The 14,177-nt window shown below is 42.3% G+C and carries 20 protein-coding genes; 8 read left to right on the plus strand and 12 right to left on the minus strand.

Annotated features, from left to right (window positions below):
• Positions 1 to 9: 9 nt before the first annotated feature.
• Entirely contained in the window at positions 10 to 999 is a 990-nt protein-coding gene (locus tag NITUZ_RS04780) for a biotin--[acetyl-CoA-carboxylase] ligase (RefSeq protein WP_048195840.1), read from the plus strand.
• Here the strand turns inward: NITUZ_RS04780 and NITUZ_RS04785 are convergent.
• The 3 genes from NITUZ_RS04785 to NITUZ_RS04795 all read right to left on the minus strand — a co-directional run bounded on the left by NITUZ_RS04785 (position 996) and on the right by NITUZ_RS04795 (position 2,521).
• Positions 996 to 1,337 (minus strand): hypothetical protein, encoded by a 342-nt coding sequence (locus NITUZ_RS04785; protein ID WP_048195842.1) that lies wholly within the window; start codon positions 1,335 to 1,337, stop codon positions 996 to 998. The two genes, NITUZ_RS04780 and NITUZ_RS04785, sit on opposite strands and share 4 nt — an antisense overlap.
• Before the next feature lie 78 nt (positions 1,338 to 1,415).
• Entirely contained in the window at positions 1,416 to 1,661 is a 246-nt protein-coding gene (locus NITUZ_RS04790; RefSeq protein ID WP_155991361.1) for a hypothetical protein, read from the minus strand.
• 29 nt (positions 1,662 to 1,690) lie between these two features.
• Positions 1,691 to 2,521 (minus strand): TrmB family transcriptional regulator, encoded by an 831-nt coding sequence (locus NITUZ_RS04795; RefSeq protein WP_048195846.1) that lies wholly within the window; start codon positions 2,519 to 2,521, stop codon positions 1,691 to 1,693.
• Between the two features lie 135 nt (positions 2,522 to 2,656).
• Here NITUZ_RS04795 and NITUZ_RS04800 point away from each other — a divergent pair, with 135 nt between their 5' ends.
• From NITUZ_RS04800 to NITUZ_RS04815, 4 genes are all read left to right on the plus strand, one after another.
• Positions 2,657 to 3,025, plus strand: coding sequence for a hypothetical protein (locus tag NITUZ_RS04800; RefSeq protein ID WP_048196113.1), 369 nt, complete (start codon positions 2,657 to 2,659; stop codon positions 3,023 to 3,025).
• 125 nt (positions 3,026 to 3,150) lie between these two features.
• Positions 3,151 to 4,038, plus strand: a complete 888-nt coding sequence (locus tag NITUZ_RS04805; protein WP_239654938.1) for a transcription initiation factor IIB — start codon at positions 3,151 to 3,153, stop codon at positions 4,036 to 4,038.
• Positions 4,039 to 4,075: 37 nt separating this feature from the next.
• Positions 4,076 to 4,363 (plus strand): hypothetical protein, encoded by a 288-nt coding sequence (locus NITUZ_RS04810; protein ID WP_052370078.1) that lies wholly within the window; start codon positions 4,076 to 4,078, stop codon positions 4,361 to 4,363.
• A gap of 188 nt (positions 4,364 to 4,551) precedes the next feature.
• A complete protein-coding gene (locus tag NITUZ_RS04815; protein WP_052370079.1) occupies positions 4,552 to 5,235 on the plus strand; it encodes a sensor histidine kinase in 684 nt (227 codons plus the stop codon).
• On the opposite strand, the gene NITUZ_RS04820 is transcribed toward NITUZ_RS04815, so the two are convergent.
• Positions 5,232 to 6,299: a hypothetical protein gene (locus tag NITUZ_RS04820; protein ID WP_052370080.1), complete on the minus strand. Its 1,068-nt coding sequence runs from the start codon at positions 6,297 to 6,299 to the stop codon at positions 5,232 to 5,234. The two genes, NITUZ_RS04815 and NITUZ_RS04820, sit on opposite strands and share 4 nt — an antisense overlap.
• Before the next feature lie 44 nt (positions 6,300 to 6,343).
• Positions 6,344 to 6,703 (minus strand): DUF6659 family protein, encoded by a 360-nt coding sequence (locus tag NITUZ_RS04825; protein WP_048195854.1) that lies wholly within the window; start codon positions 6,701 to 6,703, stop codon positions 6,344 to 6,346.
• A gap of 72 nt (positions 6,704 to 6,775) precedes the next feature.
• Between NITUZ_RS04825 and NITUZ_RS04830 the strand changes: the two genes are divergently transcribed.
• The gene (locus NITUZ_RS04830) at positions 6,776 to 7,336 is read left to right on the plus strand and encodes a poly(R)-hydroxyalkanoic acid synthase subunit PhaE (protein WP_048195855.1); all 561 of its coding nucleotides are present in this window, start codon (positions 6,776 to 6,778) and stop codon (positions 7,334 to 7,336) included.
• On the plus strand, positions 7,326 to 8,384 hold the full coding sequence (phaC, locus tag NITUZ_RS04835; RefSeq protein ID WP_048195856.1) for a class III poly(R)-hydroxyalkanoic acid synthase subunit PhaC: 1,059 nt from the start codon (positions 7,326 to 7,328) through the stop codon (positions 8,382 to 8,384). Before NITUZ_RS04830 ends, phaC begins: the two co-directional genes overlap by 11 nt.
• Here phaC and NITUZ_RS04840 read toward each other — a convergent pair whose 3' ends face one another.
• The 6 genes from NITUZ_RS04840 to NITUZ_RS04865 all read right to left on the minus strand — a co-directional run bounded on the left by NITUZ_RS04840 (position 8,385) and on the right by NITUZ_RS04865 (position 13,128).
• Entirely contained in the window at positions 8,385 to 8,795 is a 411-nt protein-coding gene (locus NITUZ_RS04840) for an AbrB/MazE/SpoVT family DNA-binding domain-containing protein (protein ID WP_048195860.1), read from the minus strand.
• A 31-nt stretch (positions 8,796 to 8,826) separates the two neighbouring features.
• The gene (locus NITUZ_RS04845; protein ID WP_048195863.1) at positions 8,827 to 9,615 is read right to left on the minus strand and encodes an alpha/beta fold hydrolase; all 789 of its coding nucleotides are present in this window, start codon (positions 9,613 to 9,615) and stop codon (positions 8,827 to 8,829) included.
• A 92-nt stretch (positions 9,616 to 9,707) separates the two neighbouring features.
• Entirely contained in the window at positions 9,708 to 11,201 is a 1,494-nt protein-coding gene (locus NITUZ_RS04850; protein ID WP_211198874.1) for a hypothetical protein, read from the minus strand.
• 70 nt (positions 11,202 to 11,271) lie between these two features.
• The gene (dps, locus tag NITUZ_RS04855; RefSeq protein WP_048195867.1) at positions 11,272 to 11,853 is read right to left on the minus strand and encodes a DNA protection during starvation protein; all 582 of its coding nucleotides are present in this window, start codon (positions 11,851 to 11,853) and stop codon (positions 11,272 to 11,274) included.
• A gap of 69 nt (positions 11,854 to 11,922) precedes the next feature.
• Positions 11,923 to 12,897 carry an NAD(P)/FAD-dependent oxidoreductase gene (locus NITUZ_RS04860; RefSeq protein ID WP_048195869.1) on the minus strand — a complete coding sequence of 325 codons (975 nt, stop codon included), beginning with the start codon at positions 12,895 to 12,897 and terminating at the stop codon, positions 11,923 to 11,925.
• Positions 12,898 to 13,128: an Lrp/AsnC ligand binding domain-containing protein gene (locus NITUZ_RS04865; RefSeq protein ID WP_048195871.1), complete on the minus strand. Its 231-nt coding sequence runs from the start codon at positions 13,126 to 13,128 to the stop codon at positions 12,898 to 12,900.
• 86 nt (positions 13,129 to 13,214) lie between these two features.
• Between NITUZ_RS04865 and NITUZ_RS04870 the strand changes: the two genes are divergently transcribed.
• On the plus strand, positions 13,215 to 13,730 hold the full coding sequence (locus NITUZ_RS04870) for a hypothetical protein (protein WP_048195872.1): 516 nt from the start codon (positions 13,215 to 13,217) through the stop codon (positions 13,728 to 13,730).
• Here the strand turns inward: NITUZ_RS04870 and NITUZ_RS04875 are convergent.
• Complete coding sequence (locus NITUZ_RS04875) at positions 13,727 to 14,107, minus strand: DUF6659 family protein (RefSeq protein WP_048195874.1); 381 nt, start codon at positions 14,105 to 14,107, stop codon at positions 13,727 to 13,729. The two genes, NITUZ_RS04870 and NITUZ_RS04875, sit on opposite strands and share 4 nt — an antisense overlap.
• Positions 14,108 to 14,177 lie beyond the last annotated feature (70 nt).

Genomic DNA, 14,177 nt, shown 5'->3' on the forward strand with positions numbered 1-14,177 from the left:
GCAGAATAGTTGCTTTACACTTTAGATGAGAATGCCGGCCTCGTAAAGGTTCTACAGTTTCTCAAAGCTCACAAGCTAGAATACCTCTCAGGTGAGGATCTCAGTGAAGTTCTCAGAATCAGCAGAGTTGCAATTTGGAAACACATAAAAAAAATTCAAAGCCTTGGCTACAAGATAGAGTCAAAACAAAATCTAGGATACAGACTTGTGGAGACAACGGACAAGGTCTTGCCATGGGAGATAGCCGAGAGCCTAAAAACAAAGACATTAGGTAGAAAAATCTATTACTTTGATTCTGTTGACTCGACTCAAAATTTTGCCATGCGTCTTGCCAAGACAGATTCCGGATCAGTTGTAATCGCCGAATCGCAAACATCAGGAAAGGGACGGCTTGGCAGGAAGTGGATTTCACCAAAAGGCGGAATTTGGATGTCGATAGTTCTCTGCCCCGACATCGATGTCTCAAAAATAACACTTGTTCCAATTGCAGCTGCAGTTGCACTTGCAAATGCAATTGAAAAAACACTTGCACTAAAGACCGAGTTAAAATGGCCCAATGATATAACCCTCAATGGCAAAAAGATTGCAGGCATAATCATCGATGCGTCAATAGAATCAAGTAAAATAGACAATATAGTTCTCGGAATAGGAATCAACTATAATGTCAACCCCGCAGAAATTGAAAAAAAGATAAGAACAAAAGCAAACTATTACGGTGTTGGAACACTTGTAAAAAACTACAAACAAAAACCGGCAAGACTTGTACAGTCATTTCTTGAAGAGCTGGAAAGAATACTCAGACTTCTTGCAGATGGCAAAAGCCAGTTAATCATAACACAGTGGACGAAAAGATCATCCACCATAGGCAAGAACGTAACAGTATCCGGTACTACTGGTACTGCCACAGGACGGGCAGTTAGAATAGACCATGATGGAAGTTTGGTGCTAAAGCAAAGGACTGGCTATGCCAGGATTTCAGCAGGAGATATTTCATACTAGTTTTTTTGCTTTTTTTTGGAAGGCTTGCCACCTTTTTTACGCTTTGGACCATTGTCAAGAAGTGATGCTTCAGTTCTGATTATATCCCTCAGATCAGACTGAATTGATAACAGAGAGGAGACTATCTGCTCTAATTGTTGCAAATACTGCTCATAGCAATAGATAAGCTCGGACTTTGCAGTATCAGTCCTAGTCAGGTATTCGTTCAGCCTTAGCACGTTAGTCATGTTGATGACCTCTGGCAAAGGCTCACCTGGATGCTCTATCTTTTCAAGATCCTCCCTAATCTTCTGGATTCGCAGTCTTAACTCGTTAAGGTTGTTCCCAAGCCCAATCAAACCAGATCACAGTATGATTTCATTTAGGGTATTGTTAACTTGTCGATCGAGTGCAAAAATAGAAAAATGCGGCTCCGGCTACCTGTCCGGATTGCCTTCACTTCTTAGCTCTTCTACCAGCATCTTTGATTTTGCAGCTGCGCGACGAATCATCTCAAAGTATTCTAGAGTCTGAGCATCCAAAAACCTACCCAGCTTGTCATACAATAGATCGTTGGCATTGGAAATCACACAGATGGGATCGACAAGATCGTTGACAAGATCTGCCTTCCTTTTGCGTTGTAATGCTAGTCGCATTTGTGGAACCTCCTCCTTTTGCTTCAACCTTTCACAGTGTATTGATTTGTAACCCATCATTGGCTTTTTACCCTTTTAGTTCTTGGCGCCACCAAAACCTCTGCCGGTTTTGATTTGTTCCACAACAGTGTGCAAAGGCTGAACATGTTGCTGACCATCTCAAGTGAATTCGTATGCATTACAGAGTCGCCTTCATCATTCAAATCCATTGATGTGTTGAGCGCACCAGACATTATCAATTGCCTGCTTTCCTCCACAACCATTCTGCTTTTTGAGGGTAGCTTACCCACCCTAATTTCGGTCGGATCAAGTCGATGAACGAATGATAACTCCTTGTCAGTAGATGCCTCCGTTAAAATTCTGACTTGTACTCCTTCTTTTTTCAATAGTTGAATTCTCTCTGGAATGCTCGTGTGATACATCCTCATCAAATCTTCAGTTGTTGTCACAATATACACGATTCCGGTAGCTTTTTGCAAAAGCTTACTTATTCTCGAGTATATGTTCGATCTTCCCTGAATTATGACAAATGAGGAGATTTCTTGGATATCAGTCTCTTTGGTGATGACACTGATGTCCTCTACGATTTTCTGTGAGAGATTCTTCATCGTGGTTATCTCATCTTGTTTTCTCTCAACTATTGTCTTTAGTGCTTCGGTCGGCGGTATTGCAGAGCAAAGTGTCGGGTTTGAAAATGTGGTTGCCACCACGCCCATGTTTCGTAGCCTGTTCAGGGCCCTGTATGTCTTGCCTCTGTCAATATCCAGTTTTGCAGATAGGGTTCCAACTGACACCGGGCCCGTTTGAAGTAGTCCCATGTATACTTTGGAATCTACATCTTCAAGACCAAAAAAAGCCAGCGCCTCGATTATTTCGTGCTGATTCATATCCCCATAATCACGTTCCACGAATAAAATATGAGATATTGTTTGTCTAAAATAGACAGACAATCATCTAATACCCTGTAGATAACGTCTCGAATTTGAAAATTATATAATAACGCCACTTTGAATGTAAGCGACGTGGAAATCATAATAGAACCATGGAAGAAGCTCATCATACACGAGATAATCGAATACAATTTTGATGACTGGGCAACGCAGATTGCATTTAGTAGCAAGACTGCGGGCGGGGTAATCCCAACAATCAACTGGGTTAACGGCATTGTCTTTCAGTCATTTAATTTTCCCGATACCAACTCTGTGATTGATGAAAAAATGAAAGGTGTACTGCACTGGTCATCAGTCATGTTTGCAGTAAAAGAAAAGTTTGAAAAACAGATCATAAAGGACAATGCAACGATAAATCTTGTGGATGTCAGCGTAAATCAGATCTTCCAAGAGCTTGCAGAAAAGCTCAAAGCACACTCCAAATATCAGAAAAAACACTAATTTGCTCTTTTTTATTTTTATTCTAAAAATCTAGAATGTGTATTAGCTTAACCTACACACAAATAATCAGTTAAAGTTGGAAAAATCCATAATAAGCAAAAAACGCATTATATAAGATGATGTCGATGTCTACTCACAGATGCCCATCTTGTGGCAAAAACTCTATGCAAACCGATATCAACTCTGGCGAGATGTTCTGCAGAACTTGTGGCTACGTGGCAGTTGAGAAATTGGAGGAAGCTGGACCCGAATGGCGCTCATTTTCAAACGATGAGTCCGACAGGAGCAGAGTAGGAGCTGGAACGTCGCTTACAATGCACGATATGGGTTTGTCTACAGTAATAGGATCAGCAGACAAAGATGCTACAGGCAAGCCGCTCTCAGCTTCAATGAAAAGCTCAATTGAGCGACTTCGAACATGGGACAGCCGCACACAAGCGCATTCTTCTGCAGACCGAAATCTACGACAAGCACTTAACGAATTAAACAAGATGAAAGACAAGATGGCGCTTGCAGAATCTGTAGTGGAAAAGGCTGCATACATTTACAGAAAGGCAATGGAAAAAAAGCTAGTTCGTGGCAGATCAATACACGGCCTCATAGCAGCATGCCTTTATGCGGCATGCAGGAATACCGAAACACCAAGGACACTAGATGATGTGGCAGAGAGCATCAACATAAGAAGAAAGGATGTGGCAAGATGCTACAGACTAATCTACAAGGAGCTCGATCTGAAAATGCCTGTTGCCGATCCTACAAAGGGCATATCTAGAATAGCTAGCATGGCAAACCTAAGCGAGAAGACCAAAAGAAAGGCAATCGAGATACTCAACAAGGCAAAAAAAATCGGCATGGTTGCAGGAAAGGACCCAATGGGGCTTGCAGCAGCTGCACTATACCTTGCATGTATATCAAACGGCGAGATCCGCTCTCAGAAGGACATCTCCGTTGCAGCCGGCGTTACAGAGGTCACCATCAGAAATAGGTGCGTTGGTCTAAAGAGCCTACTATAGCCTCTAAAAATTTAAAGAGTATAGTCTGACACACATCATGTCCACGGAGCTTGCATGGTCCGATTGGCTAGACTTTAGCCAAGAGCAGATATCTGTAATGCCAGAATCAAGTGGAGTATACATGATGCATGCTGCAATGAAGATATTGTACATAGGAGGCTCGTCCAACATAAAAGGGAGTGTATCTGAGCTTGCATTAAAAGAATGTACATGCAATGCAAAACGCTTCAAGTATGCTAAAACTGCCGACTATAAGCAAGAGGCTGGTAGATTAATCCAAGAGTACAAGCAAAAGCACGGAGGAAGTATGCCAATTTGCATGTAACCCAAACCGCGTTTGTTTTGCCCAAACATACACAAACATAGTAATACATGCATCATATTGATATCAGGTCTGTTGGACCATTGCCATATTTTCTCCCTTGCCAGACCGATGGTATCCCATGGTCCTACAGAACCATTCCTACTAATCCCAACAAAGTTAATTTAGTATGAACGTCTCAACGCCGTCAGATGAGGGAGATACAGCAACGACAAAAAACAAGCCAGGGCATGGACAGGCTCATCCACATAGGCGAGCTCACATCAAGAATAACCCACGATATGAGAAATCCGCTTACTGTGATAATCAACTATTCCATGATGATACGGAAAAACTCTAAAAACAAACTTGACCAAAAATCACTTGACCAGTTAGAGTTGATCGAGGAAGAGGCAAGAAAGATGTACCGCCAAATAGAGGATGTTCTAAACTATGTAAAGCTGCCACCACTAAAGCTTCACATGTATTCACTTCATGACATACTAAAAAAAGTCATAGAGAGAATCCAAATGCACGACGTTGAAATCAACCTACCAAAAAACAATCCGCAGATAACATGCGATATAGACAAGATGGAAATTGTCTTTGTGAATTTGATCACAAACTCGATAGAGGCAATGAAAGGATCAGGCATCATTACAATATCTGCGCGTGAAGAGAAAGGAAAGATCATAATAGAGTTCGAAGATTCTGGCCAGGGCATTTCAAAGGAGAACATGCCGATGCTCTTCAAGCCCTTATTTACGACCAAGACAAGCGGTACTGGGTTAGGTCTTGCAAGCTGTAAAAACATAATCGAGCGACACAACGGTACGATCTCAGCTCAGAACAACCCCACCAGATTCATCATCAAGCTGCCAAAAATCAGTGCCTAAGCTTTTGCTTTTAGCTTCCTTTGTCTCAAATACAGACTGACACTTATTGCAGCGGCGGCTGGAATAATGAGTAATGCAAGATACCCCTGCGTATCAGAGGCAAGGCCAGTTTGTTCTTGCTGCACGTTGTTTTGACTCTTAAATCCGCTAATCAAGATGTTGTTCTGAGATGCTCCGTCCACGTCAAATGCAACGTGCCAGTTTCCTTCCTCATCCAGGCTCTGGATAAATTTAATAGGTTTTTCGTTGACAAGCACATCAAACTTTTCGCTATCTGATGTCCTTGGGAATTCAAAGTTGACGTATGTTGGGACCTTGAACGAATTTATTCCATATATTGAAAGCGAGCTTCCCGTGCTGTCAAATCCGATCACGCTGAACGAGGCTGTCGAATCATACCTAAAGTCAAATCGTTCCTCTCCTCTCATAGCATACAGCGGCACTATTGTCTCATCGCCTATTGCAAAACAGCTATAATAGCTAACCTCCGAGCTCACAAGCGGGTCAGGATACATTGTAAAATCCACTGTTTGCCCCGGCTCTATTTTTTCAATTTTTTCAATGTTTTTTCCGACATCGATCACGCTGTGATCACTTGCATGTATTAGCGCATACACTTTGATGTTGTATTCGGTCCTGTTTCCATGGTTGATTATCTTACCAGTAAGATGCCCATCCTCATGTTTTACAAGTGTTTTATCATAGATTATTTGTATGTTAGATGGCATCTTCGTTTCATCCTTTACGAACTTGATTGACGGCGATTCGAGCACTACATTGTGTGATCTTACCTGCGGCATGTGAATTTTAAACGGGATGTCCTTATTTGGAAATACTGTTGGAAGTGTATGACTTGCCAGTACTGTCTTACCCCCGTCATTTACCAGTATGTTCACCGTTGGAGTTACGGCATAGCTTTCAGTATTTTTTACTGCTCCCACCACAGTATAGACCCCGCTAGAGTCAAAATAGCCGACAAGCTCGTTGTCAGGAATCCACACATCAGCATATGCAGTAATGCAGGTAAAGGATCCCAAAATGGCGACAAGTGCAGACAACATCATGTATGCAGATATTGCAATCCAGTATGTTAAACTAACGAATTTTCCTACTTGGAGTATTCTTCGATTGCCTTTAATACCTTGAAGGGGAACTTGGCAAAGTCAATCTCTTTTTCTGCAGAGATAAGAAGTATCTCCTTGTTAAGTGGAAAACTGATCACAATTACCTTGTCCCTGTACGATAGGGCAAATCTGACAGGCCCCAGTTCTGGGTCAAACTCCTGTCTCATCCGAACTCGCAATGCAAGCTCCATGAACAGCATCTCATCTTTTTTGGTGTCTTCAAGTGAGCTTTTGCCTGATGCCATTCCACCGGCAACAAGACGTCCTTTGTCATTAATCAGCCCTACAAAGCGTACGCTTGGATCAAGGCTCCTGATTTGATTGCATAGTGTTTCTTTGTCCATTTTATCCCATCTGCGCTTTAGTCAGTATTAGAAAGGCGATCTATTTATTGCGATCTTTGGTATTTAATCAGCATGTCGCAAGACGTCAAGCAACCGCTCGATAATTTCAAACATGTTTCACTGTTCTGGACCGACCTGTTACATTTGATGTCAGGCAAGCCAATAGCGTTAACATCGGTTGGCCCGATGAGAAATTGGGCAAACGATATGAAGAAAATCATGACAGAGGCAATAGACTCCTACGAGGATATTATCGAGTTCAACCAAAGGCTTACAGAATACTACAAGCAGCTATCGGAGACGTGGCTTGAGGCACAAAAAAAGGTAAATGCCAAGATGCCAAGCATTCCGCAAGACTCTGAAAGCCTTGAGGCATACAAGAGAATTTGGATTGACATTTTTGAGAATGATTTTACCGGACTGTTTGACTCTGAAAAGTTTGCTCTGAACTATGGCAAGATGGTATCATCTGAGCTGGAAATAACAAAACACTGGGAAAACATGTTAAACGTGATGCTAAACTCCGCAAGGCTGCCAACAAGGAAGGAAATTGACGAGATATACAAAGAGCTTCACGAGCTAAGAAAGCGAGTAAAAAAGCTGGAAAGGAGGGAAAAACAAGATGAGAAATGAGACAATAGACCCAAAGATAGTAGAAGAGTTTCTCAGCTTTACGCGAAATGTGGCAGAAGCGCCAAAACTTGTCCCCGCACCAGATGAGATCAGCCTAGAGTCGACTCCGTATGACATAGCATACGAAGAAGACAAGATGCGGCTGCTTCACTTTAGGCCCACAGTCCAATCGCAGACAAAGGTGCCTTTTTTGATAAGCTATGCCATAATCAACAGATACCACATACTTGACATACAGCAGGAGAAGAGCTGGGTCAGAAAACTTCTTGAGAGTGGGATAGATGTCTACATGATAGACTGGGGCAACCCATCAAACATTGACAAGTATCTTGACTTTGACGATTATGTCAACACATACATGGAAAACTGTGTTGATTTTGTGCGAAAGGAATCAGATGTAAGAAATGTCTCACTCCAGGGCTACTGTACGGGCGGCACGATAGCCACGATATACGCTGCATTGCACCCTGAAAAAGTACGAAATTTGGTTGTCACCGCGCCTGTAATCGACGGCTGGAAGGATACAACAGTAGTTAGCAACATGGCAAAACATATTGATGTCGACAAGCTCGTAGAATCAATTGGGAACATGCCACCTGAGTTTATGTACTATTGTTTTTCAATACTAAAACCATTCGAGCAGGGTCTTGAAAAATACTATAAATTCTTCAAGAACATACACGATAAGAATTTTGTTGACAGCTTTTTGCGTGTGGAAAAATGGCTGAGCGAGACACCTCCCATTCCTGGTGAATTGTTCAAGCAGTGGATAAAGGACATCTACCAGGACAACCTTTTGATTCAGAACAAGATGTTCGTAGGAGGCAGACAGATAGACCTGCAAAAGATAACCATGCCGATTTTCATTCAAATAGCAGTTGGTGACCACCTAGTATCCCCCGAATGCAGTATGCCCTTGTATTACGCAGTTGCAAGCCAAGACAAGACACTTCGAATCTATCCTACCGGCCATGTCGGCATGATTGCAAGCTCATATTCACAAAAACAGATTCTGCCTGAGCTCTGTCAGTGGATAAAAGAAAGATAGTTAAGAGGATCTGCTCTTTCGCTTTTCCAAAGGAAGTACAAGTACCTGTACCAAGTCTCCTTCGCTAAGCTTCAATGCGTCCCGCTCTGCTTCAGGAATGGATATTCTACCATTGCTTCCAACCGTTGTCTTGAATGCTCCCCACCCCATGAAATTCTGCATCATGTTTCCAAGGTTGAACATCTGCTCCATCGTATTTTTTTGGAGCGAGCTTACATTGTTTGCAATGTTTGCCTGCATCTCAGCTGCCTTGGAGGTCATTTCCTTGAGGCTCTGGAGCGGATCAAATTTTTGATTACCTTCCATGTAGCTGCAAAAGGCCTTGATGAATTCACTTTGCGCCTTGCCGCCCTTTTGCATCCATTCCTGGAACATGTTCACATAGTTTGATTGGTCATTATTGGCAACCATTGGTAAAATATGGTTCTCTGTCTATTTAAGGCTATTTCCCAAGAAACCCCAACGCCACGTCTGCAAAGGCCGACGGGTTTTCCACATATGGGGTGTGCCCGCAGTTCTCCATTTGGTAAAACCTACAGTCCCTTATCTGTTTGACAAACTGTTCTGCGTATGTGACAGGTATGACAGGGTCAAGCTGGCCCCAGATCACCAGCGTCGGTGTGCGTATTATCTGCAGGTAGGCAGTAATCTCTGGTGCATTTTTTATTCCAAGAAGTGTAGACATGAAAGCGTATTTTGCATTTGGCATCTTCATTCTCTGGACAAAGCTCTCAATTATCTTCGGGTTGATCTTCTTGTTGCTTCCAGTCATCATTGAAAATGCATTCTGTGCGCTTGTCTCATCCGGGTATAGTGCTGCCATTATGTATGCATCAAGAGCAGGCGTTGATTGCCTCATTGCTCCAGCAGGAGAGACAAGTATGAGCTTGTCAACCAGTCCAGGATTGTTTGCAGCAAAATCGATTGCAATATGGCCACCAAGTGAGGATCCGATAAGAGAGGCCTTTTTGATCCCAAGGGAGTTAAAGAACGATTTGAGGAAATTGGAGAAAAACTCAAGGGTATAGTCAGCATACGGCTTGTCACTAAGCCCAAATCCTATAAGGTCTGGCACAATTACAGTATAGTATTTGGCAAAACGCGGTAAAACGAGCTCCCACCTTTCCGCAGAGGCACCAAGTCCGTGGATTAATATCAGTGTCTTATTTGATGAACCGTCCTTGAGGTATCTTATCCTGTGTCCATCCACGTTGACAAATTCCTCTTGCATTGGGTTACAGTCGGTTTGATATTGCAATAGATAAGTTTTAGCCTATTGCTTGATCGCTTTGAATGAATTAATTTGTAAAGTTGGACCTATACCTATGGCACTATTATGCCGCTTCGCACAAGATACGATATTCCGTTGATAAAATCACCGTCAGTTATAGAGCCTTTGGCCCACCAGCACGAGCTTTGTCTGATCCAGTCAGGCACTTCGCTTCTGGAAGATTCCTTTGTGACTTCAACTCTGATTACTCCTTCAGATATCATGTATCCTACACCTTTGAGAAAGTCATCATCAGTTATTGCCTTCTGGCACCACCAGTTAGCGTTATTCTTTACCCATGATGGAATTGAAGTTGTCGGAAGTGAATCATATAGCATTATCGGAATCTCTGCTCTTGCAAATCCGTTTCCTCCAATGTTCTCAAAGCTTAGCACTACAATATCAGATGCATCGTGTGGAATCGTCAACGATATTTCACTCCATTTTGAGACATCACTCTTTCCTTTTGTATTGTATATTGCCTGGCCGTTTGACTTTATGACAAATTCATAGTCTGCAGATATTGTCTTTCCTTGCAAGAATACGTCATAGATTTTGAATAGGAATGTAGCCCCACCACCCCGTAAAAGACGGTCAGGCTTTGTGGTCAGCTCTATTCTGTACTGGACATTGTCAGTTACATCGGCAAGCAGCGTACTTGCAGATTTTGCAGAAAGCACGAAATCCATTTTGTTTGTAATTTGTGTCTTTTGCAGGTTCAGAAGATCTGATTGGTAAAGAAGTATGTGTATTATCCTCTCATCATTTCTGTAATCGTCTATTGTTAGTGCTTTTTCTGAGAGCGGCACGCCGTTGACGACTATCTCGTATTTGGATACTTGGAATGGCGTGAGTGTTTTTGGCACAAAGACTTCCTCGTGCACATGCGTTGTCTGATTAATGTTATCAATAGTCCACTCAAAGGGCATGCTAAATGACACTTGCTTGCTAGCAGCATCATATCTTAGGTCATAGATAAGATCATAATATGAGACCACTTTGATTCTCTGGCCAGCCAGATCGTTTAGTTCATAGACAGCAGATTCTGGAAACGAGAGCCCAGATTCAAATCGCACTGGCTTGACATTCTTACCATCATATCTTTCCGCAGACAATACATCCAAGGTGAATTTATACAGGCCATTGCTTGCAAATACACTCCCACGTGCCTCTATACGCGATTTTTCCTTGCCTGTGATGAATCCAAAAATATCAAATTCTTTTTTCTTGCTTACCAGTATTTGCTCAGAGCTGTCAGGCATTAGCGAGATCACAAGCACTCCATCAGATGTAGCATACTCGCCTTCAAACAGGACGTGTCCATCCTTTAGCGTTTTTAAATGATACACTGCATCACGAACTGTTAGACCGGTGGAAGTATCAAACATTGAAAATGTTATCTGCTTGCTGTTTGTAGAATTCTCAACTATAGAGCTTACCTCCATTGCTACCTTTCTGTCTCCGAGCATTTGTGGCGGGAGCGTCTCATATCCTATGCCGTGCCCGTATGCCGTGGACACTGCCAATAGTACTACGGGTACGGTCAATGCGCATATCAGACACACTATGTTCATTACATTTCAGCGTTGCAAGTATAATAAATAAAAAAGATAAGCATTATCCCAATGCTCTTGAGTGTTTGTGTGTGTGAGGTCTCTCCCCTGGGAACTTGCGACGCATGTGCGCAGACGGTCGTCCATACAAGAGTTCCAAAAACCACGCCTCGTGTTCTATCTCTTCTTTGAGTATGTCTTTTGCGACATCATACGTTGCAGGATCCTTGTTGTATGTCATCTGGCATATCTTGTTCCAGTTCACTATTGCCCCCTGTTCTGCTTTTAGGCATTTTTCCATTATTGCCCGAATGTCAGTTTTGTTTGGAGGCAGCTGCAGAAATTCGCAGCCTGACATCTTGACAAACTCCATTGCGTCATTTGGCAGGCTTCCTCCAAGCTCATAAATCCTTGAGAGGCAGGACTCAAAATGGCTCAAGTCTTCAAGTCTTGCGTCTTCGATTACGCCCTTTATCCCCTCGCCTTCTATTCCAGTACAGTGCATTCGCAGATTTGTGAAGTAATAGTAGGCTGTAAATTCGACTGAGGCGTTGTAGACCAGAAGCTTGACTAGCTCGTCCACGTCCACGCCGTTCTGCTTGAGGACGTTTACTCCGACCACGTTAGGTTCAGATTGCTTACTCATACGGTACGGTGTCAAACTGAAAATAAAAATTAACTGCTTTTTATCACTGCAAGATGTAGACTAATACGGTTAGTAGTGGAATACGGTGTCTCCTATGGTCTTCTTCCAGTCGGCTCTTATTCCAGGCTTGCCCTTGAGTTTTTCAACATAGTTGAATGCTGAAAGTCCTGCAGCAGCGCCGTCTCCGCATGCAGCTACAATCTGCTTGTATGGAATATTAGTTGCGTCACCTGCTGCAAATATTGCTGGGTGTGAAGTCTTGCCTCCATCGCCAATCTCGATTTCCCCTTTTGTATTAATCGTTACAAGATGTTTGACAAAATCCAAGTTTATCTTCGAGCCCATCTCAATGAACAACCCATCTACCGTGATTGTTTTTTCAGTACCCGAATTGTCAAGTAATGTGATTTGTTGAAGTGTGTTATTGCCGCTTATTGATTTTATTGATGTATTTGGGACAAGTTCCACGTTTTCTTTTTTCTTTATTGCCTCTATCATATCCTTGTCTCCTCCCAATCCGCCTCCTTTGTAGATAAGATACACTTTAGAGGCCATACGAGACAGCAGTATTCCAGATTCAAGCAGATACCCTCCCACTCCCACAGTTGCAGTAGTCCTTCCCTGATAGAAGGGTGCATCGCATTTTGTGCAATAATGCACGCCTTTGTTTGCAAATTGATTTTCGTTTGAGAGACCAAGGTTGTTTGGGACTTTTCCTGGGGCGAGCACAACTGCTTTTGTCATATACTCGGTTCGCGTGGTTTTTACTTTCAGGCCGGTTTCGGCTTCATCAATTCTTTCAACAGTATCAAACGTCATCTCGCCTCCAAAAACAAGATACTGATTCTCAAGTGTTTTTGCAAGTAATGGGCCGCTTGACATCATCGTCCCAGGATAGTTTTCAAGCTTTGGTATCAAGTTTAGCTGGCCTCCAAGATCCTTTGATATTACAAGGCACGATACTTTTTGCCTTGCAACATAGATTCCGGCAGACAGACCAGCAGGTCCTGCCCCAACTACAATTACTTCGTATTCTTGAACCAATTAAGTCACTGAAATTAACGATGTAAGATTGTTGATTCCGTCAATATTGTGCAGGTGAACGTCAATCGTGTTTTTAATATCTTGCATGTTTTCTGATTCCAAAACTATGAGAATATCATAGATGCCATACACTGTCTTTACAGTCTTTACGGCAGGTGCTTTTTTGGCTTGCTCGATTATGTTTTTCTGCTGCTTATAATCGACATTTAACAATACATATGCTTCATTCATATCATAACATCATACTATCAATTTAAAAAGTTTCATGATATCATAGAGTAGAACGGGTTTAATTACAGGAAATTCGATCCTAGTTATTGAAGGTTGCAATAGTAATTTTGATTCTTGCTCTCGTTGCAGTACAAGTACAGTCATCTGCAATAACGGACTATCTAAGCGAGAATGACATCCAGTATTGCCAGGAAAGCTACCAGCATTATCTTGCTCTTGGTGAATACGAGTTTGTGGAACGAGAACGCAGGACGATGGAATCAAGGGTCTGCGTCCACCTATACGGGGATCCAGTATGGGATTACACTGGAAAGGACAGGATGCAAAAACTGCTAGAGCGTGGAAACTATTACGTAAATATCGAGATTGAAAAAAGCAAGATTGCCGCCAGGACAGGGACAATTGAGCGCACCAGTCAACCGCCAACGGATCTACAAAAATCAGAAGCCAAGATACTAGAACAAGAAAAAACAATACGTGAGCTTGAAAAAAAGATCGAACAAAAAGATCAGATCATACTAGAGCAGGTAAGAGTAATCATGCAGCTAGTCGAGAAGACGATGGCAACATGGTATGGAATTATCGGCAATATCCTAGTCTAGGAAACAGAACTAAACGCAGAGACGACCTTTGTTGCAAGGCTCTCAATATCTACTGTCGGCTCTGCTGAAATCAAGAGTATGAATTTACTTACAGGAAACGGGAAGCTAATCAGGACTATCTTGTCTCGTCGGGCTGCAAGATAGTTAATCGGTCCAAGAGTCTTGTCAAATTCTTTTCTTAGTGAAATCATTGATGCAAACTCCATAAATGAGTTCAGCCTGCTTTCATCCTCCTCGAGTGGGCGTATGTCTTTTTTGAATCCGCCTGAGACTAGCTTGCCGTCTTCGTTTATGATTCCGGCAAATCGTATCTCGTCTTGTTCTAGCAAGAGACTGCATTTTTCTTCAAAGAATTGTTTTTGTAGCGTTCCAGACAACAAATATTGTTATCTGTAACTCGCATAAATAACTTGAGATCCTCTAGAATTTCTTAAAACACATATTAAA

The sequence above is a fragment of the Candidatus Nitrosotenuis uzonensis genome (genome assembly GCF_000723185.1).
GTDB classification, from domain to species: domain Archaea; phylum Thermoproteota; class Nitrososphaeria; order Nitrososphaerales; family Nitrosopumilaceae; genus Nitrosotenuis; species Nitrosotenuis uzonensis.